Here is a 20,479-nt window from a genome sequence, read left to right on the forward strand (position 1 = left end):
GGGGCTTATGTCGGAACAGGTCAAGCGATTGTGCGTTTAGTTGCAATTTCGCCATTGAAGGTGGATTACTCTGTGCCTCAAGGTCGAAAAATCTAAACTTTTACTCGGTCAGAGTGTGAATGTAAAATCGGATGCAACTAATCAATTAGTCACTGGACTGGTGCAGTTTATTTCGCCGACAGTAAATACAGAGACTGGGACGATTGCATTAGAGGCAGAGATTCCAAATAAAGATTATAAGCTTTCTCCAGGGATGTATGTGAGTGTTAAACAGCTGCTCGGTAATCAACATCAAGTACTTGTTATCCCTGAAACGGCAGTGAGCGTGAATCAAAAGGGAGCTAGTGTTTATATTATCGAAAAAGGGATTGCCCACCTTGTTAACGTCACTTTGGGAAATCGAGATGATAAAGGCAATGTTGAAGTTTTAAAAGGTTTAAAAGCCGATCAGCAAGTGGTTGTTGCAGGTATTCAAAAACTCAAAGAGGGTGTTGCGGTCAAAGTGATTCCATCTGCTCCTCCTGCATCTGCAACAGAAACAACCAAATCTCCCGAGGCGGTAGAGCCATCTAAATCATTATCTAAAGGAAGCAAGGATGCAACTGAGTCAGGTAAACAACCAACACAGGCTAATAAAAAAGCCTCTGCGTCTGATCGTCACACACAAGAAAAATCTGCGAAGCCTGATAATAAAACGAAGTCTGATAATAAAGATACAAAATAAGGTACTGACCAATGCAATTACCTGAAATATGCATTCGCCATCCCGTTTTTGCGGCTGTTCTCAGTATTATGTTGATGATTGTTGGAATTGTGAGTTTTAATAGCCTTGAGATGACTTATTTCCCACGGTTTGATTCGCCGACAGTCAGTATCAGTGCCTCTTTGGATGGTGCTTCCCCTGAAAGCATGTCTAAGGATGTGGCGAGCAAGATTGAAAATGCCATTCAAAGTAGTGCTAGTGGCATTATCGATATGAAAAGTACCAGTAAAATTGGTTTGACGACAATTAGTGTAACCTTTAATAATCAGGTCAATTATTATGCACAGGTGAATAATATTCGCGGCGCTATTGCGGGGATTCAAAATACTCAGCTTCCTGCAGGGATGGATCCACCGACAGTGTCCACCGAGTTCGTTTTGACGCCAACATTGAACCTCGCTTTTATCGACCCAAGTATGAGTCAAACGCAGCTGCGAGAGTTTGTTGCTAATAAAATGACCAATCACTTTGAAAACTTACCTGGTGTAGGTGCTGTTTGGCTGTATGGTGGCTCTGATCGTGCACTTAGGGTGTGGTTAAATCCTGTGCGCATGGCGGCTTTAAAAATCACGGCGAGTGATATCGTGAATGCGTTAGGTGAAGATAATGTGGACTTTCCTGCGGGAGTGATTCAAGGCGAAGAACGCAATTTTACCCTAGTCACTCATGTCCGCTTTACCAACCCGAAGCAGTTTTCTTCATTAATCTTGCGCGATAGCGATGGGCAAATTGTTCGTTTAGGCGATATTGCAAAAGTTGAGCTGGGCGACGATTCACTGACTCCGTCACCGATGAAAATCAATGGCAAAAACGGTATTGTTATGGAAATTCGCCCGATGACAACGGCGAACCCTATTGACGTTGCTAAAGAAGCGCGTGAGCAAATTGAAAAGATACAAAAAACCTTGCCTAAAGGCATGACACTAAAAGTGGCTTACGATCAGTCTGTCTTCTTGCTCGATGCTATTCATGCGTGCTTTGAAGCGATTATTGAAGCTATCGTTTTGGTTATTTTTGTCATTGTTTTGTTTCTAGGTTCTTTGCGCGCTGCAATTATTCCTATTGTGACAATTCCTGTCTGTATTATTTCTGTTTTTGCGGTGATGCTGTTATTTGGTTTTACCATTAACATCATGACGTTGTTAGCGGTTGTTTTAGCGATTGGTTTGGTCGTTGATGATGCGATTGTTGTTGTTGAAAACGTCTATCGGCATATAGAAAAAGGTTTATCGCCTTTTGAGGCGGCTTTAGCGGGCAGCCGTGAAATCGTTTTTGCTGTGATTGCAATGACTTTAACTTTGGCGGCGGTTTATATTCCAATTGGTCTAAGCTCTGGCTTTACGGCGACCGTGTTTCGTGAATTCGCCTTTACCCTCGCGGGAGCTGTCGTCATTTCTGGTTTTGTTGCTTTGACATTATCACCGATGATGAGTGCGAAGTTATTGCAACCGATAGAGCGTACTTCAACGATTATGCGCCGTGTTGAGGGTTTTTTAGATGCGCTTGCTGTGTATTATAAAGCAATTTTAGTGCATGTGTTAAAAGTGCGTATTTGGATTGTTGCTGCTTTAATTGTTTTATCAGGTTTGGGCTATTGGGTTTATCAGCATATTTCCCAGGAGCTGGTTCCTAAGGAAGACATTGGTTATTTTAGCACGGTGATTACGCCTCCCCCTGGTTCGAATACCGCCTATGTGAATCGTTATATGACTGATTTATCAGCGCAAATGGATAAAGTGCCAGGGATTGCTTATGATTTAGCATTTTCTATTGCAGGTGGTCCTGTTAATTTTGTCACGATGAAGCCATGGGGCACTGAGCGCCATTTAAGCACACGTCAAATTATTGATCGTTTACGACCTTTAACCGATGAAAATGTGCCTGGTTTATTGGTGAGTTATGATATTCCAGACCCAGTATCTTATGGCACTTCAGAAACAGGTTTAGATTTAAAAATTATCCAACAGGATGATAATTTACACGAATTGCAGGTTACCGCGGATAAAGTATTAGCTGCATTGAAGTCTTACCCTGGCTTATCAGGGGTTAAAACTAGCTTGAAGTATGATGAGCAGCAGTTCTCGCTCACCGTTGATCGTGATCGTGCGGCACGCTTGGGCGTCAGTATGGGGGACATTGCAAATACCCTCGGCACGATGATGAATAGCAAGCAAATTACCTACTTTGATCAAGGGGTCAATAGTTACCCGGTGCGCGTTCAAGTGCAAAGAAAATATTTGGGTAATTTTGATGTTATGCAAGACTTGTATGTGAAGTCGGCAACGAAGAACTTTGTTCCACTGGCAAGCTTAGTTAAATTAACGCCCATTGTTGGAACATCAACTTTGCAGCGTTATGACCGTATGAATGCGGCAGCGATTACGGCAACAATTACACCAGGATATAGTGCCGGTGATGTAAAAAATTACATTGACCAGAAAATTCAGCCATTATTGCAACAAGACCAGAGCTATACTTACGCTGGAGTCATTAAATCTTTGACTGACTCGCAAGGCAGTACATTGAGTATGTTCTTTTTAGCCTTGGTCTTTATTTATTTGATTTTATCAGCTCAGTTTGAAAGTTTTGTCGATCCGTTAATTATCTTATTGACTGTGCCTTTGTGTATTGTAGGGGCCATTATTACGCTTAAACTCACCGGGGGCACACTAAACCTTTACACTAATATTGGCTTATTGACCCTCGTTGGCCTAGTGTCCAAGCATGGTATTTTAATTGTGCAGTTCGCTAATCAGCTGATTAAAGAGGGCTTAAATCGCCATGAGGCCGTTGCTGAAGCTGCGAAAACACGCTTACGCCCGATTTTAATGACGTCGTTTGCTATGATTTTTGGCACATTACCATTGGCTTTTGCGGTGGGGCCAGGCTCTGTTGGGCGGTCACAGATAGGTTGGGTCTTGGTTGGAGGTTTGAGCTTTGGAACGGTATTTTCGTTATTTGTTGTTCCTGTTGCCTATACCTATTTAGGTGCATTAAATCAGTTTAAATGGTCTTTCCGTCGCTCTCGTGACTAATAAAAAAGAGCAGGCTAAATCTCATGTTTGCCGCGCTCCTTTTATAAACTTTATAGAACCAAATTAGCTGTTTAACCTATCAGTTGATTGACTTCTGCTAAGTCAGGTGCGGATGGTTGAGCGCCGATACGTGTTACTGAAATTGCCGCGGCGGCATTAGCGAAGCGTACCGCTTTTTCTAATGATTCACCTTTGGATAACGCCAGAACAAGAGCGCCATTAAAGGTATCCCCTGCACCGGTGGTATCTTTGGCGGTGACATTGATGCCAGGGATAAGTTTGGCTGGCTGCCCTTTTTCTGCAATTAAAGCACCTTGTTCACCAAGCGTTAGAATGACTGTATTTACACCGCGCTGTAATAAAGTCTGAGCCGCTTGTTCTGCACTGGCTTGATCGATCACTTCGATACCGGTTAACAGGCAAGCTTCTGTTTGGTTAGGTGTTAAAATGCTGACCTGTTGTAATAATTCATCGGTTAACTTTTTTGTGCGGGGGGCAGGGTTGAGTACAAAAGGGATTTTATATTTATTGGCGAGTTTGGCGATTGCTAATATGCTCTCCATTGGGGTTTCTAATTGAGCAAGAAGATAGCAGGCTTGGCTGATAACACTCTCATTACTTTTTATATATTCAGGAGAGAGTAGGGCGTTAGACCCTGGGGAGACGGCGATGCTGTTTTCGCCATTTTCAGCAACAAAAATCAGGGCGACTCCTGATTTACCTTCGGGGCGTTGTATATAATCAACACAAAGGTGGTCTTTTTGAAAACCCTCGATTGACTGATCGCCGAGATGATCTTGACCAATGCTAGCCAGTAAGGTGACATCTCCACCTAAGCGTGCCGCTGCAACGGCCTGATTCGCGCCTTTACCGCCTGCGGCCGTTTGAAAGTCAGCACCAATGACGGTCTCACCGGGCTTCGGTAGGTGCGGGACGAGAGAGATCATATCAGTGGCAGAACTACCAATAACAACGATGGACATAATAGCAATCCTTCTTTAACTCATTTATAAACTTTAAATAATGCGCGCTGCAATCACAAGAGCAAGGCCGATTAAGTAAAACAAAAACATAGAGGCCAATAACTTATTCGTCCCTTGGGGGGCTTTTTTAAATTCATGCCAAATAAACACCCCCAGATGGCAGCAACCATGGTCGCACCTTGACCTAAACCATATGAAATTGCAGCTCCAGCACGCCCTGCAGCAAGGAAGTTTAGTAAAGTACCTAAGCCCCAAATCGCACCGCCGAGCATACCGATGAGGTGAAGTTTTAGGTTGCCTTCTTTAAAATAGCGAGAAAAGGCGATGGGCTCGCCGGTTAATGGCTTTTTCATCATCAAGCTATTCCAAATGAAGCTAGAAAGCACAAGGCCGATAGAGAAGATAAAAGTAGCCGAATAAGGCGTTAATTTCCCTGTTGCCGGGTGGGCAAAATTCATCGACATTGAGTTGGCAACGAAACGATAGAAAAAGCCCATGAGGATACCTGCGATGATCGCAATGATTAAGCCTTTTACTGTTTTTTGATTGTTGTTATGTGCTTCAAGGCGTTTATAAGCGAGGGCATCTATGATAATCGCGATCGCCACAGCGAGCACTCCCAAAAAGAGTAAAATGGGATTGCCGATAGGTTCACCTATATAGTTAACAATGACCCCGATGACTAGCGCTAAGCCGATGCCAACGGGAAAAGCAACCGCCATGCCTGCGATATCAATCGCAGCAACAAGGAGGATGTTTGCCAAATTAAATATTACGCCACCTAAAAAAGCAGACCATAAATTATGCAAATCAGCTTGACTGAGGTCAGTGAAAAAAGCCCGTCCTTCGTGACCGGTGCTGCCTAAGGTAATAGCAAGAATAAAAGAGATGATGAGAACACCAAAGCCATAATCCCAATAATAAAGCTGGAATGACCAAGACTTAGATGCAAGCTTTTGTGTGTTGGCCCAGGATCCCCAACATAGCATGGTAATGATGCATAACATAACAGCCAGGGGGTAAGAATTGATAATAAGCACACGATTTTCCTTATTTTTGTTGTAAAAATTATTATTTTTAGTGAAAGATATCCTACGGACCTGGGAGTATAAGTCAAATCTTCATACCGTGTGTTATGGGTGCTATTTGCCTTTGCTAAATTATAGTGACGCTATGATGTCTTGTCAGGTATGGTATCACAGAGAGCTGCTGAATTTAATAAAGCTCGTTGAATGAACCAAGTAAAACAGCAAAGGGGATAATAATGACAATACTGACAACCAGTAATGGTGCACCGATTGCAGATGATCAAAATAGTTTAACCGCAGGAGAGCGTGGCCCAATTTTATTACAAGATTGGCAATTATTAGAGAAGTTAGCGCACTTTAATCGTGAGCGAATTCCTGAGCGGGTTGTTCATGCCAAAGGCAGCGGGGCGTATGGTACCTTCACACTGACAAAAAGCTTAAGTGACTATACCATTGCTGATTATTTGCAAAAAGAAGGCGACGAAACTGAGGTTTTCCTGCGTTTTTCCACTGTGGGTGGTGAAATGGGTTCTAGTGATGCTGTGCGCGACCCACGTGGCTTTGCCGTGAAATTTTATACTCGTGAAGGTAATCACGATGTTGTTGGTAATAATACCCCGGTGTTTTTTCTGCGCGATCCAAGTAAATTTCCTGACTTTATTCATACGCAAAAGCGTCATCCGGTGACCAACCTAAAAGATCCGGAAGCGATGTGGGATTTCTGGTCATTAAACCCACAAGCCATGCATCAGGTGACTATTTTAATGTCTGATCGTGGCATACCAAAAGATTATCGACATATGAATGGTTATGGTTCTCATACCTTTGCATTATGGAATAAACAAGGTGAGCGTTTTTGGGTGAAATGGCACTTTAAAACCGAGCAAGGCATTCAGTGTTTAAGTGGTGAAGAAGCCGCTAAAATAACGGGTGAAAACTCGGACCATGCACAAGAAGATCTAGTACAGGCGATTGCGAAGGGTGATTTCCCAAAGTGGCGAGTTTATCTACAAATTATGCCTGAGAAACAAGCGGAAAATTATAAAGTGAATCCGTTTGATTTGACAAAAGTGTGGCCACATCAAGATTATCCTTTAGTTGAAATTGGGGTGCTAGAGTTAAATCGGAATGTAGATAATTATTTTGCTGAAGTTGAGCAAGTTGCATTATCGCCCAGTAATTTAGTGCCAGGAATTGATGCATCTCCGGACAAAATGCTACAGGCTAGACTGTTTAGTTATCCTGATGCTCATCGTTATCGCATCGGTGCGAACTATAATGATTTACCTGTGAATTGTCCACATGCGACACGGGTAGAAAATTACCAGCGTGGTGGAGCGATGGCTGGAACGCGTTGCCCTTACAGCTCGCAAGGGACTGTACCATCAGGTAGAGCAGACATTAATTATGGACCTAACAGCAAGAATGGGCCTGCTGAGAATGCAGCCATAAAAGCACCTCCATTAAAAATTTCAGGGGATGCAGACTACTATGACCATCGTGAGGGTGCGGATGATTATAGTCAGGCTGGAAATTTATATCGCATCATGAGTGAAGAGCAGAAAAGTCAGCTCGTTAATAATATTGCTGGTAGTTTAAGTCTTGCTTCTGAGCCTGTGATAGGGCGCATGTTAGCGCACTTTAGAAAATGTGATAGCGATTATGGTCAACGTATTGAAATCTTAGTCAATCAGCTTAAAGAAAAGTAAAATACCTTGTCAAAGCATTTTATTTCTCTCGTGAAGTGCTGGAGAGAGCTTCTTTGGAGCTCTCTTTCTTGTCTTCGCTGCCAGTGTATTGTTGATGGAGCTAATTTATTTGCTTTTTTGCGCAAAGGTGATTATCATCCTCGCTTTACAGGATGACTTTATATGCGCATTGCAATATCTGGCACTCACGGTGTGGGTAAAACGACTTTAATTCATGATTTAATTAAACGGTATCCTAAATACCAATTTATTAAAGAAGCTTATTATGAGCTGTTAGATGAAGAGAGTGGAGCGTTTGCTTTAGCGCCTACGCTTGAAACGATGTTAGAGCAGCTCGATCGTAGTTTAGAGCAGCTGGATCGACACGCTATGGAAGATAATATTATTTTTGACCGGTGTCCGGTCGATTTTATTGCCTATGCAATGCAGGCTACTGAACAAGAGTCGCTTGATATTCATCATCATGAAGCTTCTGAGCGGTTTTCTCAAGTAATCGAGCTATTGAGTCAGCTTGATCTAATCATTTTTTTGCCAATCACGAATCAAGCTTCTGTTTTATATACGGAGGAAAATCCAGAGTATCGGCAAGCGGTGGATAATTGCTTTAAAAGGTTATACCGTGATGATGAGTTCGGTCTATTTCCGAACTATAATCAGCCCAAAATTATAGAAATTTGGGGAAGTGAGCAAGAACGAGTAGAAAAAATTTCTACTTATCTTGCGGCTTAAACCTTAATCTTAGTTTGATTGGCTGCCTTCTAAAGCAGCCATAAAATCTGACATATCGTTTTCTAGCCAAAACTCAGCGATTTTATTATCTTTTATATGGTAAAAGCCCATGCCGGTAAATTGAAACGACCGACCCGTTGCTGGCATACCTTGAAATGTTCCGGTATGAGTGCCTTGGCCTGAAAAGCGCGCGGCAATACGATTATTATGATCGCTAATAATGTCATGACATTGGTGTTGCAAATTAGAGAAAGCGATCTGCATTTCTATAATAAAGCCTTTGAGTGCGCCTAAACCTTGAGAACTACCATCTGCGGTATGGACAATGACATCGGCAGAGAAAATGTCGTCAGCCAACTCGGGCTGGCGCTGATTCCACATTTTCTCAAACATTGTTTTGATGAGTAATTCACCTGTTTGAGAAGAAATAGGCATAGAATTAAACCTTTTTTTGGGTTTGGCGTTGCTGTATTGATATTTTCTTGCTGGCTGAAGTAATTGCTTAACCAGTGAGTGAGCTCTTTTTGCTCTGCTTCTTTTAAGCGTAGGCCCAATTTACTACGACGCCAGAGGATATCTTCAGCACTTTGCGCCCATTCATGTTCGATTAGGTAAACAACTTCTTTCTCGTACAGGTTTGCACCAAAATGATGGCCTAAATCAGCAATAGCCGAGCTTTTTCGTAAAATACAATGGGCGCGTGCGCCATAGCTACGCGCTAAACGGTGTGCAAATTCTTGAGTTAACCAGGCATATTGATTGTGGAAGGTTTGAAAAAATTTATCGAAGGTCTCATGGCCTAAATCACCTCCTGGTAAATGATCATTCGCTGTCCAAGGCGCTGTCATCTCTGGGAAATAAGGCTGTAGCTTTGCTAAGGTTTGCTCAGCGAGTGTGCGGTAAGTAGTCACCTTACCACCGAAGATATTCACGAGCGGTAGTGCGTGCTCATCGTCAATGGTGATTTTGTAGTCGCGGGTAATTGCTGAGGGGTTGTCGCTATCATCATCGAGTAAGGGCCGAACACCAGAATAGCTCCAAAGAATATCGCTTTTTTGAATACCTTGCTCGAAATAGCCATTAATGAGGCTAATTAAATAATCTGTTTCTTCATCATTAATTTCAACATGCGCAGGGTTGCCTTCATAGGCTAAATCTGTGGTGCCAATAAGAGTAAAATCTTGCTCATAAGGAATTGCGAAGACGATGCGGTTATCAGCATTTTGCAAGATATAAGCATGTTCGCCTTCATAGAGCTTAGGCACGACGATATGGCTGCCTTTCACCAGGCTTAAGTTATATTCTGAAGGTGCTTGGGTGAGGTCAGGTAAAATCGTGCTGGCCCACGGCCCTGCGGCATTGATGACGGCTTTTGCGGTGTATTCTTTAATGATTTTAGTCTGCTGGTCTTGGACTTTAATGTACCAAAGCATATTGTTATGGCGTTTGGCTAAGATGCACTTGCTGCGAGTGAGTATCGTTGCCCCTTGCTCTTTGGCGCTTAGGGCATTAAGCACGACCAGGCGGGCATCATCAACTTGGCAATCATAGTAAGAGAAACCACGCTTTAGTTCAGGTTTTAAGTTATTGCCAAAAATCGTCGTTTTTAGGTTGTGAGCGCGAGATTTTGGTAAGAATTTGCGTTTTGCCAGGTGATCATAGAGAAATAAGCCGGCACGAATCATCCAGGCAGGGCGTAGATGCTTTTGATGCGGTAAAATAAACTGTAATGGTTTGATGATATGCGGCGCTTTTTTAAGCAGAATCTCACGTTCTGCTAGGGCTTTTTTAACCAGGCTAAATTCGTAGTGTTCAAGGTAACGAAGTCCACCGTGGATCAATTTACTGCTTGCAGAAGAGGTTGCTGAGGCTAAATCATCTTGCTCACATAAGGTGACAGTTAAGCCTCGACCAGCGGCATCCGCTGCGATGCCAGCGCCATTAATGCCGCCGCCAATAATAAATAGATCGCTATGAGAAACAACAGCACCCAATTGAACCGCTCCTAAAATCATCATTATGTACTTGCCGCATAATATAACACTAAGGTATGTTAAGGCACAGTATAAATTTAAGAGTAAGTTGGTAATCAATGTCAGGATACATTCTATCTATAGACCAGGGAACAACAAGCACGCGCGCCATTGTCTTTAATCGTGAAGGACAATCGGTTGGGCAGCATCAAATTGAATTTAAACAGTATTTTCCGGAAGGTGGTTGGGTTGAGCATGATGCTGAGGATATTTGGCAAACAACCTTAGTAAGTTGCCAAAAAGCCATTGAAAATTCAGGAATTTTAGCGAGTCAAGTGGCAGCAATCGGCATTTCTAATCAACGTGAAACGACCTTGGTTTGGAATAAGGCAACGGGCAAAGTGTTAGGGCGAGCGATTGTTTGGCAAGATCGCCGCACAACCGAGCAATGTGAAGCGCTGGCTAAAGAGCCTGGCTGTTTACAAATGATCCAGGATAAAACAGGGCTTTTGCTCGACCCTTACTTCTCAGCGACTAAATTGCAATGGATTTTAGATCATACTGAAGGTGCACGCGAGCAAGCAGAGCGTGGTGAGCTTGCTTTTGGTACCGTAGATACTTTCTTATTGTGGCGCCTAACTGGCGGCAGCTCTCATAAGACAGATGCGACCAATGCATCAAGAACCTTGCTTTATAATATTCACACTCAGCAATGGGACGAGGAGCTGCTGGCTTTATTTAATATTCCTTACGCTCTACTGCCAGAGGTAACAGATAACAGCGGCCATTTTGGCGTGGCTGATCGTGAGCATTTTGGTACTGAAATCCCGGTGACAGGAATGGCAGGGGATCAGCAAGCCGCAGCGTTTGGTCAAGCCTGCTTTTCTGAAGGCATGATCAAAAGCACCTATGGAACAGGCTGTTTTATGTTAATGAATACAGGGCAAAAAGCCTTAACGTCTAAAAATCGTCTGCTAACAACGATCGCTTACCGTTTGCAAGGCAAAGTTAATTATGCCTTAGAAGGCAGTATTTTTGTCGCCGGTGCGGCGGTGCATTGGTTGCGTGATGCGGTGAAAATGATAGAAAAAGCGAGTGATACAGAGACGATTGCTAACTCTGTAGAGTCTAGTGGGGGTGTTTATTTAGTTCCCGCATTTACAGGACTAGGTGCGCCTTATTGGGATCCACAAGCGCGGGGCGCCTTATTGGGGATGACGCGAGATACTGGGGTTAATCATATTGTTCGTGCAGCATTGGAAGCTGTTTGTTATCAGACTAAAGATTTACTATTGGCAATGAATAACGATGGTGCGAAATTTCAGACAACCTTACGTGTTGATGGCGGTATGGCACATAATCGCTGGGTTCTGCAATTTTTAGCCGATATTTTAGAAGTTACAGTAGAGCGGCCGAATTGTGTGGAAACTAGTGCATTGGGGGCGGCTTATTTAGCAGGTTTGGGCGCTGGCATTTATCATTCGACTGACGAAATTGCGGAGTTATGGCATAAAGAGTCACAGTTTACCCCTGTGATGAGTGAAGAAAAGCGCACTCAGTTATATCAGGGCTGGTTAGATGCTGTAGGACGGATTCGTAGTTAGGGTTTTGTCTAGCGATTAAACCACGGGGCTAGGAGGTTCGGTGGTTTTTAAAACAATTTATAACCTTATAAAAGGAGAGTGCAAGATGGAGCTTAAGCGTTTGGATCATGTGAATTTTATCACGCATGATCTGGTAAAAACAGTTGATTTTTACTGTAATATTATCGGCTTAACTTATGATAAGAATATTTCTCTAGAAACAGCGAAGTCCCTTCATTTGTTTATTCCAGGACAAAACGTTGCTGTGCTACATATCGGTGATGCTGGAAATAAAAAGAAAGGTCCAAAGTATGAGCGATTTGCTGATTTAGATAAAAATAACCAAGGAAAATTTTCGACAGGTGCATTTGATCATTTTTGCTTTGCTTTGGCTGATCAATATTATGTACCATTTATTGATAAATTAGAAAAAAGTAATGTTGAATATCAAACATATTGCCATGACGATATCGCTCTAAAACAAATTTGGCTGCTTGATCCAAACGGGGTTAGGGTTGAGCTAAATTTTGCAGATTAGGGTCAATACAATACTCTGAAGATTGGTCAGATTATGAAATTGTGATAACTCGACTAAAAATTACACACAACTAAAATAAACAGGAGATCTCATAATGAATGAGAAAAAGCAGACATGGAAAGATATTAAACCCGTACTTGCAAAGATGACAGCGATCCAGTTACGTGGGATATTACAAGATTTGTATCTGTTTAGTTCTGAAAATAAGGCTTTTTTTCACTCACGCTTTTTGAATCGTCAAGGTGGTTGTGATCATCTTAAACCTTACAAGGCACGTATTCGAGAAGCCATATGTCCTAAAGAGCCTTGGAAACAAGATGTTCAGCTTTCTGTTGGGCGTAAAGCGATTAGTGAGTTTAAAAAGGCAAATGGTGATCTTCGAGATACGCTGAATTTGATGCTTTATTATGTCGTGTGTGGTAATGATTTTACATTGGAGTTCGGTGATATTAATGAACCATTTTATAACAGTATGGAGTCTATGTTTGGTCGTCTGATTGAAATGTTGATTAAGCAGAAAGATGATGCTCTAGTGATTGAATTAATGCCGCGGCTGGAAGCTGAGTCTAAGCGTGTCGAATTGGTGGGATGGGGCTATGGTGATGGCATAAGAGAATTACTTGGTGATTTGCAAGAAGCATTTCCCGAAAGTTGTGGAGTTGTTGGATGATACACTCAACTAAGAAAAAAATACTTGGCCATTGGCGCATTGTCTGAATGGAGTTGTGGGATCAGGAATGCGTTGATTTGCTGGAACCTGGCTATATTCGGATTGGCGGTGATGGCCGTGGAGAGTTCCAGTTTTGCGCAGTTACGGGGGGGCTTTTATGTAGACCTAAACTCTCTATATTTTGATAGTACATGGGAAGGTTTTGATGAATGTGACGAGGCACGAGGTGAAATTGATGGTGCGCTTGATGAGCAAAGCAAAGAAGGTGAACTATGTGGTACGATCGCTTTTTGGGGAGGTGATGAGTCTGAATATCGAGCAGTAAGACTGAGTTAACTCCTTTGTGATTGACTCATTTTATGTGTAAAACACCGGTGTAATTTGACCTTAGAATGTTCTTTATTATAATCCACTTTATGTATCTAGACTGCGAGTCTGTTGAGAATACGCCGAGATGATTGATGAATAAAATTTTTATTGTCTTATTTGTGAACTTTGTGATTCCGTTAGGGGGGATGAGCACGGATATTTATCTCCCCTCATTGCCGGCGATGGCTAACTACTTCGGCTCATCGAATATGCTCGTACAGGTCACGGTGACGTTGTTTACTTTGGGCCTGGGGATCGGTCAGTTGATTGCTGGGCCTATTTCAGATGCTTTGGGTCGTAAAAAGCCGTTTTTATTTGGTATGTTGCTGCAACTGATTTCGGTATTGGTGATTTTAAATACCGCTTCATTGACGACATTGATTATAGTGCGTTTTTTCCAAGGATTTGGCACAGCCTTCATGATGGTGCCTGCCCGTGCGATGTTGAATGATGTGTTCGATGGCGCAGCACTGAAAAAGCAATATACCTATATTACGGCATCTTTTGCATTAGGGCCTATTGTCGCTCCTTTTATCGGTGGTTATTTACAACATTATTTTGGCTGGCAGGCTAATTTTTACTTTGTACTGGCTTACTTGGCTTTATTGACAACTTTAGCCTTGATTTTCTTTAAAGAGACGATTGCCAGTAGAAAAACATTTTCGTTGGCTCATGTAAGTTCTAGTTATATGACGGTCTTGAGAAATAAATTATTCTTAACCGGCACTATTTTAGTCAGTTTTTTTATGGGCTATGTTGCTATATTTAATGTGGTTGGCCCCTTTGTGATTCAAAATGTTTTAAAGCAATCCGCTGTTTTCTATGGTTATATTGCCTTGTTAATGGGGTTTGCTTGGTTTTCAGGAAATATGACCAGTCGGTTATTTTTTAGAATATCCAGACTGTCTAAGGCAAATGCGGCGTTTATTGTTATGATGATTGCGGCTGTTGTTATGCTCAGTATCAGTTTTAGCACTATCACTATGTTAAAGCTGGTGGTGCCCATTTTTATTATGATTTTCTGTGGTGGGTTTTTATTTCCTGTGTATGTCGGTGAATGCTTATCATTATTTCGAGCGCAGGCAGCCTCTGCAAACGGTTTATTATTTTCTTTTATTTGGATCGCATTTAGCCTGTTCTCTTTTATCGGCAGCTTTTTAAAAGTGCACTCACTTGTGCCTGTTGCTAGCTGTTATCTTGTTGTCACGGTGATTGCCTATGGTTGGTTTTTGTTAGTGGCTAGAAAGCATTGATACTGGCATAGCAGTGTAAGGTCTGGCTGTTTTGGGTTTTAGTGGTTTTACATTGTTTCGTTTTAATAAATTTAGGGCCTTTATAGCTTTTATTGAGAATATTCATAAAGCCAGGTTTGGCAAAGCGCAGTTTTAATTCACCATAATTGATCAGAAAAGAAACTTCGATTTGATGTTTGCCTTTAATATAATCCGGCTGAAAGAGCGCACTGACCGAATTTGCCTGCCAAGTGAGAGTTTGTTTTGGTTTTAATAATTTTGTAGTTTTTAGATGGGCAGGATCTGTGGTTTGTATATGAAATGCTTTTGGAGTGTTGTTCGTTAGGCTGATCAGGTGATTTTTTTAGAATACGAGAAGCTGGCCAGTGGGTCGAGAGCTTAGCAAAGTTTAAGCATTGTTTAGGCTGACTATTGAAAATATAAGGTCTTGCTGTTTTCTTGCTGACTGAGTCTAAACGTGTGGTAAAACGGTTGCCATGCGTTGATGTTGCTAGGGCATAAAAATAACTTTTTGCCGCTCGTAGTTCTATGGGAGCTTTGATTTTTTTCGGGCGTGCGCCGGGGTTAATAATGTTGAGTTGATAAAATCCAGGCACGGCATAAAAGCATAAGGTGTTTTTATGGAGTAAGCCTAAATAGCGTTCTTGCATATCTAGGCGGTTTCTAATAGAGATATCTGAACCTGTATAGCTCCAAGCGTCGGTGGGGGTTGGGTCGTTAATCATGTACCAGTGGGCACGAGTAAAAGGTTGAATAAAGTAAACTGTAGCATAGTGAGGTTTAGCCAGATAGGGCAGGGGTCTTTTGTTTTTATCAGGACTGGCGAGTGTATCGTTATGAAATAAGGTGCAGCCACTGATGACCATCGAGCCTGTGCTGATGCTGATTAAAGTTAATATAAATCGTGAGAGTTTTGTTTTCATAGACGGGTCGATCGGTCTTAATCATTGTGTGTTTTGTTTACAGTATAATCCATGCAAAATTGTCCTGTTAATTGTGCTGCTAGAAAGGTGGTAAAGAAGCTGTAATTTACAAGGGCTTACGGTATAATCGATCTTTGCACCTGTTTGTTGAGGCTGTGATCAGGTCTGAATGAGAAGGCGGGTGTTGCAGATGTTCGTTAATTTAAAATAGTTTGGGATAAAAATAATGCGTGATTATTATTGCGGAGAAGTAACAGAAACACTTGAAGGTCAACAAGTTACATTGTGTGGTTGGGTGGATCGTTGTCGCAATCACGGTGGAGTGGCATTCGTCGACTTACGTGATCGTGAAGGCATCGTTCAGATCGTCATCGACCCGAATAAAGTGAATCTCCCCAATAATAATCAACTGAATTATCGCAATGAGACGGTGTTACAGGTGACAGGTCAGGTGAATCTACGTCCGGATGGCCAGATTAATGAAAATATTGCAACGGGTAAAATTGAGCTTGATGTGAATGCAGTGACTATCTTGAGCGAAGCTGAGCCATTGCCGATGCAAGTCAATGATATGACTGATGTCGGTGAAGAAACGCGTTTACGTTACCGTTATATAGACTTACGTCGTGAGGAAATGGCTAAGCGCTTGCGCTTTCGTTCCAAAGTGACGGCCAAGGTGCGTAATTTTCTTGAAGAAAATGGCTTTTTAGATATAGAAACACCGATGCTAACGAAGGCAACGCCAGAAGGCGCGCGTGATTATTTAGTTCCCTCTCGGACCTATAAAGGCTCGTTCTTTGCCTTGCCGCAGTCGCCACAGTTATTTAAGCAATTATTGATGATGTCAGGTTTTGATAAATATTATCAAATTGTTCGTTGTTTTCGTGATGAAGACTTGCGCGCTGACCGCCAACCTGAATTTACCCAGATCGATATCGAAGCGTCTTTTGTCAATGAAAGCGATATCATGAACCTGGCTGAAAATATGATCCGTTCGTTATTTAAGCAAGCATTAGATGTAAAGCTTCCAGAGTCTTTCCCTAAAATGAGCTACGCTGAGGCAATGGAGCGTTTTGGGAGTGATAAGCCAGATTTGCGTAACCCGCTTGAGCTAATCACAGTTGACGATATTGTTGAAAATAGTGGCTTTAAAGTCTTTAGTTCACCTGCACAGGCTGAAATGGGGCGTGTCGCAGCATTACGTGTACCAGCAGGTGCAAGTAAATTAACGCGTAAGCAAATCGATAATTACACGCAATTTGTCGGCATTTATGGCGCTAAAGGTTTAGCTTATATTAAGGTTAACGATGCGAGTGCCGGTCGTGAAGGTTTGCAATCGCCGATTGTTAAATTGTTGAGTGATGAAGAACTTGCCGCCATTTTGGATCGCACACAGGCACAAACGGGGGACTTAATCTTCTTTGGTGCTGATAGCAATAAAGTCGTGGCGAATGCGCTTGGGGCTTTGAGATTAAAGCTCGGTGAAGATCTTGAGTTATTGCAAGGCGACTGGGCACCTTTGTGGGTGGTTGACTTCCCGATGTTTGAAGAAGAAGATGGGCACTTACAGGCATTGCATCATCCATTTACCGCACCTGCTTCATTAGAAGAATTAAAAAATAACCCGCAAGAAGCGCTATCGCGTGCTTATGATATGGTGCTAAACGGTTATGAAATTGGGGGCGGCTCGATTCGTATTCACCAAGAAGCGGTTCAGCAAGAGGTGTTAAAGTTATTAGGGATTGATGAAGCTACGGCGAAAGAAAAATTTGGTTTCTTGCTCGATGCGCTCAAATATGGTGCGCCTCCACATGGTGGTTTAGCCTTTGGTTTGGATCGTATTATTATGCTCATGACCGGTACAGACAATATTCGTGATGTCATTGCCTTTCCCAAGACACAAACGGCAAGCTGCCCTTTAACTTCAGCGCCAGGGACTACATCCGTTGAGCAGTTGATCGAGCTTGGAATCCGAGTGGTACGTGATAATAAAGCGGTAGTTGGCGAGAATTAAGTGGGGGTGTATAATACACCTCCTAAAATAAATAGAACGTCAGCAGATAGAGTAGTAATATTACATGGCCGTGACAGAATTTAATGCTGCTATCGAGGAGGCATTACCAAAAGAAATGCCTACAGGTCCGATGGGCCGGCCGAGATAGAGGCAGAACGCATAAAAATTAAAGCGCTGCTAAAAGAAAAGCAAGCAGTGCTGATTTCGCATTATTATACAGATCCTGAAATTCAGCGCATTACTGAAGAAACCGATGGCTTTATCGGCGATTCTTTAGCAATGGCTGAGTTTGGTAAGAAACACCCTGCAAAAACACTGATTGTTTCTGGTGTGCGTTTTATGGGTGAAAGCTCTAAAGTGTTGAGCCCTGAGAAAAAAGTACTGGTTCCGGATTTAAGAGCAGAATGCTCGCTAGATTTGGGCTGCCCGGAAGATGAATTTTCCGAATTTTGTGATCAGCATCCGGATCGTGTGGTTGTTGTCTATGCGAATACTTCTGCAGCGGTAAAGGCCCGCGCGGATTGGGTGGTAACATCGAGTTGTGCGGTTGAAATTGTTGAGCACTTGCATGAGCAGGGCAAGAAAATTATCTGGGCCTCCGATCGTTATTTGGGTGGTTATATCAAAGAAAAGTCAGGTGCAGACATGTTGCTTTGGCAGGGTGAATGTATTATCCATGCAGAGTTTAAGGCTGAATCCTTAAAGCAACTAAAAGAGATTCATCCAGAGGCTGTGGTATTAGTGCACCCTGAATCTCCAGCTGAGGTTGTTGAATTGGCCGATGTCGTCGGCTCGACATCGCAATTGTTAGCAGCTTCTAAGCGTTTAGATAATAAAACGATGATCGTAGCCACGGAAAGCGGCATTTTTTATAAGATGCAGCAAGCGCGTCCGGATGTGAATTTTATTGCCGCACCGACCGGAGGCAAAGGAGCAGAGTGCAGAATGTGTGCGATTTGCCCATGGATGAAGATGAATAACTTAACGAATTTAAGGCAAGTGCTAGAGACAGGCCAGAATGAAATTAACGTGCCTGAAGACATCCGCCAAAAAGCGGTGATTTCTCTGGATCGCATGTTGGACTTTAGTAAGCAATATTTAAAGTAAAAGGGGCTTTTTTATGGCAGGTCATAGTAAGTGGCATAATATTCAACACCGCAAAAATGCACAAGATGCCAAGCGTGGTAAATTATTCACAAAACTCATTCGTGAGATTGTTGTTGCGGCAAAAATGGGGGGTGCAGACCCAGAAAATAACCCGCGTTTACGTGCCGCCATTGATAAGGGCCTGGGTAACAACATGAAGCGTGATGTTGTTGATCGTGCGGTTAAGCGCGGTGCTGGTGGTGCTGAAGGTGACGATTATGATGAGATTCGTTATGAGGGTTATGGTAGTGGTGGCATCGCTGTTATGGTGGATTGCTTGACCGATAATCATAAAAGAACAGTGGCTGAAGTTCGTCATGCTTTTTCTAAGTGTGGTGGTAATTTAGGAACGGATGGTTCTGTCTCTTACATGTTCAATAAGCGCGGTAGCATTAATTTTGCGCCAGGCTTAGATGAAGATGTATTAATGGAAGCTGCGCTTGAAGCAGGTGCAGAAGATGTTGTCATGGATGAAGATGGCAGCGCCGAAGTGGTTACAGCGCCAGGCGACCTCATTGAAGTCAAAGAAGCCTTAGATAAAGCAGGTTTTAAAGCCGCAGATGCTGATGTGACTATGGTCGCAGATAATACCACCGAGCTTGATCTTGAAGGTGCACAAAAGGTCATGCGCTTGGTCGATATGTTGGAAGATCTCGATGACGTACAAAAAGTGTACACGAATGCGGATATTCCAGAAGCGGTAATTGAGCAACTGTAATCGCTAACGCACTTATATTTTTATAAAAAGCTGGTGAACTATTATCAATGGAGCCAGCTTTTTATTTCTCTCTAGTTAAAGAAATGGCATAAATGAAATATTTAATACAACAAATGACTGGTATATTTGCTCTGGTAATGGCTCTGATGTTTCCAGCTCTAGTGAATGCCGAGGCTGTGAGTGTAACATTACCACAGCAAAATAGTGCTTCTTCTGTGCAGAGCCAGGGTAGTGTTAACAGTGTTAGCAACAATAGGCAACAATTAAAAAAACAGAGCACAGTTACAACTCAATCGGCAAATAAGCCAAAGCGTCCGAGTGGTGGCTTTCTTGCACTGATTTTGTTGCTCATTTTTATTTTTGTCAGCGTGCCTATTTTATTTATTATCTGGCTTTCGGTAAGAAGAAATAAATAATAAATAGCGGTGTAAAATATAAAATGTTATTATGCGTGATTAAGCGTTAAATCTACATGGAGTTGTTATGAAGACAATTTTGATTCTTGCTGTATTTTTGATTTACCTGTGCCTTGTTGTTGTGTTTGAGACCTATGGCGTGGCGATTTGGCTGCGGGTTGCGATTGCAATTATTGCAGGCTTGATTATTTGGTTGATTGCGAAAAAAGTAAACAATCCACCACGTAATAATGGTCGATGATTAAGTGAGGAGCTGGGTGAGTCTGTATGTCTTACCCGGTTTATTTCTTCAGTATTGAGTTTTTTTAGAAAATAACGCTCCCCTCTTCAAAATCCCTGAATACGATGAAACTATCTGTGTCTATGTCGCTAAGACTCAGTATGAATTTCTAATTGTTATTGATTTTTAATTCGCAATTGTTATTGAATTTTGGTAAATTAACGTGAGTTCGATATAAGGCTCTATTGAAAAAGCAGCTCGTTTGCAATTAATATTTAGGTTCTCATAATCTAAATCCACTGCAAGTAGCTGCTTATGGATACCAGCTTAATCGGTTTGTTTTGTATTGTCGATGACTTTTGTCAGGTTTTCTTGCCTCACTGGAAAGCCTCATTACTTGAGTACCAAA

Annotated in this window: 19 protein-coding genes and 1 pseudogene; 15 read left to right on the forward strand and 5 right to left on the reverse strand. The window is 42.2% G+C overall.

Features of this window, described 5'->3' with window-relative positions:
- Window positions 1-115 precede the first annotated feature (115 nt).
- Window positions 116-724, forward strand: coding sequence for an efflux RND transporter periplasmic adaptor subunit (locus BGC07_RS00035; RefSeq protein ID WP_069311465.1), 609 nt, complete (start codon window positions 116-118; stop codon window positions 722-724).
- A gap of 11 nt (window positions 725-735) precedes the next feature.
- A complete protein-coding gene (locus BGC07_RS00040; protein WP_069311466.1) occupies window positions 736-3,798 on the forward strand; it encodes an efflux RND transporter permease subunit in 3,063 nt (1,020 codons plus the stop codon).
- A 71-nt stretch (window positions 3,799-3,869) separates the two neighbouring features.
- Here BGC07_RS00040 and rbsK read toward each other — a convergent pair whose 3' ends face one another.
- Window positions 3,870-4,781, reverse strand: coding sequence for a ribokinase (gene rbsK, locus BGC07_RS00045; RefSeq protein ID WP_069311467.1), 912 nt, complete (start codon window positions 4,779-4,781; stop codon window positions 3,870-3,872).
- Window positions 4,782-4,852: 71 nt separating this feature from the next.
- A complete protein-coding gene (locus tag BGC07_RS00050) occupies window positions 4,853-5,821 on the reverse strand; it encodes a GRP family sugar transporter (protein WP_235602791.1) in 969 nt (322 codons plus the stop codon).
- A 224-nt stretch (window positions 5,822-6,045) separates the two neighbouring features.
- Between BGC07_RS00050 and BGC07_RS00055 the strand changes: the two genes are divergently transcribed.
- Window positions 6,046-7,518, forward strand: a complete 1,473-nt coding sequence (locus tag BGC07_RS00055) for a catalase (protein ID WP_069311468.1) — start codon at window positions 6,046-6,048, stop codon at window positions 7,516-7,518.
- A 162-nt stretch (window positions 7,519-7,680) separates the two neighbouring features.
- Window positions 7,681-8,247: an ATP/GTP-binding protein gene (locus tag BGC07_RS00060; RefSeq protein WP_069311469.1), complete on the forward strand. Its 567-nt coding sequence runs from the start codon at window positions 7,681-7,683 to the stop codon at window positions 8,245-8,247.
- 9 nt (window positions 8,248-8,256) lie between these two features.
- Here the strand turns inward: BGC07_RS00060 and BGC07_RS19120 are convergent, their stop codons facing one another.
- Window positions 8,257-8,604, reverse strand: a complete 348-nt coding sequence (locus tag BGC07_RS19120; RefSeq protein ID WP_235602792.1) for an ester cyclase — start codon at window positions 8,602-8,604, stop codon at window positions 8,257-8,259.
- Window positions 8,538-10,265 carry a glycerol-3-phosphate dehydrogenase gene (gene glpD, locus BGC07_RS00070; RefSeq protein WP_235602793.1) on the reverse strand — a complete coding sequence of 576 codons (1,728 nt, stop codon included), beginning with the start codon at window positions 10,263-10,265 and terminating at the stop codon, window positions 8,538-8,540. The genes BGC07_RS19120 and glpD overlap by 67 nt, the downstream gene beginning before the upstream one ends.
- Before the next feature lie 74 nt (window positions 10,266-10,339).
- Between glpD and glpK the strand changes: the two genes are divergently transcribed.
- From glpK to BGC07_RS00095, 5 genes are all read left to right on the forward strand, one after another.
- On the forward strand, window positions 10,340-11,824 hold the full coding sequence (gene glpK, locus BGC07_RS00075; RefSeq protein ID WP_069311471.1) for a glycerol kinase GlpK: 1,485 nt from the start codon (window positions 10,340-10,342) through the stop codon (window positions 11,822-11,824).
- 85 nt (window positions 11,825-11,909) lie between these two features.
- Window positions 11,910-12,341, forward strand: coding sequence for a VOC family protein (locus BGC07_RS00080; RefSeq protein ID WP_069311472.1), 432 nt, complete (start codon window positions 11,910-11,912; stop codon window positions 12,339-12,341).
- Window positions 12,342-12,435: 94 nt separating this feature from the next.
- Window positions 12,436-13,011, forward strand: a complete 576-nt coding sequence (locus BGC07_RS00085) for a hypothetical protein (RefSeq protein WP_069311473.1) — start codon at window positions 12,436-12,438, stop codon at window positions 13,009-13,011.
- A gap of 72 nt (window positions 13,012-13,083) precedes the next feature.
- Window positions 13,084-13,347 (forward strand): hypothetical protein, encoded by a 264-nt coding sequence (locus BGC07_RS00090; RefSeq protein WP_139121551.1) that lies wholly within the window; start codon window positions 13,084-13,086, stop codon window positions 13,345-13,347.
- Between the two features lie 125 nt (window positions 13,348-13,472).
- Window positions 13,473-14,633 carry an MFS transporter gene (locus BGC07_RS00095; RefSeq protein WP_069311475.1) on the forward strand — a complete coding sequence of 387 codons (1,161 nt, stop codon included), beginning with the start codon at window positions 13,473-13,475 and terminating at the stop codon, window positions 14,631-14,633.
- Between the two features lie 182 nt (window positions 14,634-14,815).
- On the opposite strand, the gene BGC07_RS00100 is transcribed toward BGC07_RS00095, so the two are convergent.
- On the reverse strand, window positions 14,816-15,556 hold the full coding sequence (locus BGC07_RS00100; protein ID WP_069311476.1) for a hypothetical protein: 741 nt from the start codon (window positions 15,554-15,556) through the stop codon (window positions 14,816-14,818).
- Between the two features lie 226 nt (window positions 15,557-15,782).
- Between BGC07_RS00100 and aspS the strand changes: the two genes are divergently transcribed.
- The 6 genes and pseudogenes from aspS to BGC07_RS24085 all read left to right on the forward strand — a co-directional run.
- The gene (gene aspS / locus BGC07_RS00105; RefSeq protein WP_069311477.1) at window positions 15,783-17,570 is read left to right on the forward strand and encodes an aspartate--tRNA ligase; all 1,788 of its coding nucleotides are present in this window, start codon (window positions 15,783-15,785) and stop codon (window positions 17,568-17,570) included.
- Between the two features lie 195 nt (window positions 17,571-17,765).
- On the forward strand, window positions 17,766-18,677 hold the full coding sequence (gene nadA, locus BGC07_RS00110; RefSeq protein ID WP_235602794.1) for a quinolinate synthase NadA: 912 nt from the start codon (window positions 17,766-17,768) through the stop codon (window positions 18,675-18,677).
- A 13-nt stretch (window positions 18,678-18,690) separates the two neighbouring features.
- On the forward strand, window positions 18,691-19,434 hold the full coding sequence (locus BGC07_RS00115; RefSeq protein ID WP_069311478.1) for a YebC/PmpR family DNA-binding transcriptional regulator: 744 nt from the start codon (window positions 18,691-18,693) through the stop codon (window positions 19,432-19,434).
- A gap of 92 nt (window positions 19,435-19,526) precedes the next feature.
- Window positions 19,527-19,850: a hypothetical protein gene (locus BGC07_RS00120; RefSeq protein WP_069311479.1), complete on the forward strand. Its 324-nt coding sequence runs from the start codon at window positions 19,527-19,529 to the stop codon at window positions 19,848-19,850.
- Between the two features lie 67 nt (window positions 19,851-19,917).
- Complete coding sequence (locus BGC07_RS21040) at window positions 19,918-20,091, forward strand: hypothetical protein (RefSeq protein ID WP_201258074.1); 174 nt, start codon at window positions 19,918-19,920, stop codon at window positions 20,089-20,091.
- A 294-nt stretch (window positions 20,092-20,385) separates the two neighbouring features.
- A pseudogene (locus BGC07_RS24085) lies at window positions 20,386-20,479 on the forward strand (IS982 family transposase); the annotation flags it as partial.

Source organism: Piscirickettsia litoralis (genome assembly GCF_001720395.1).
In the GTDB taxonomy this organism is placed as follows: Bacteria; Pseudomonadota; Gammaproteobacteria; order Piscirickettsiales; family Piscirickettsiaceae; genus Piscirickettsia; species Piscirickettsia litoralis.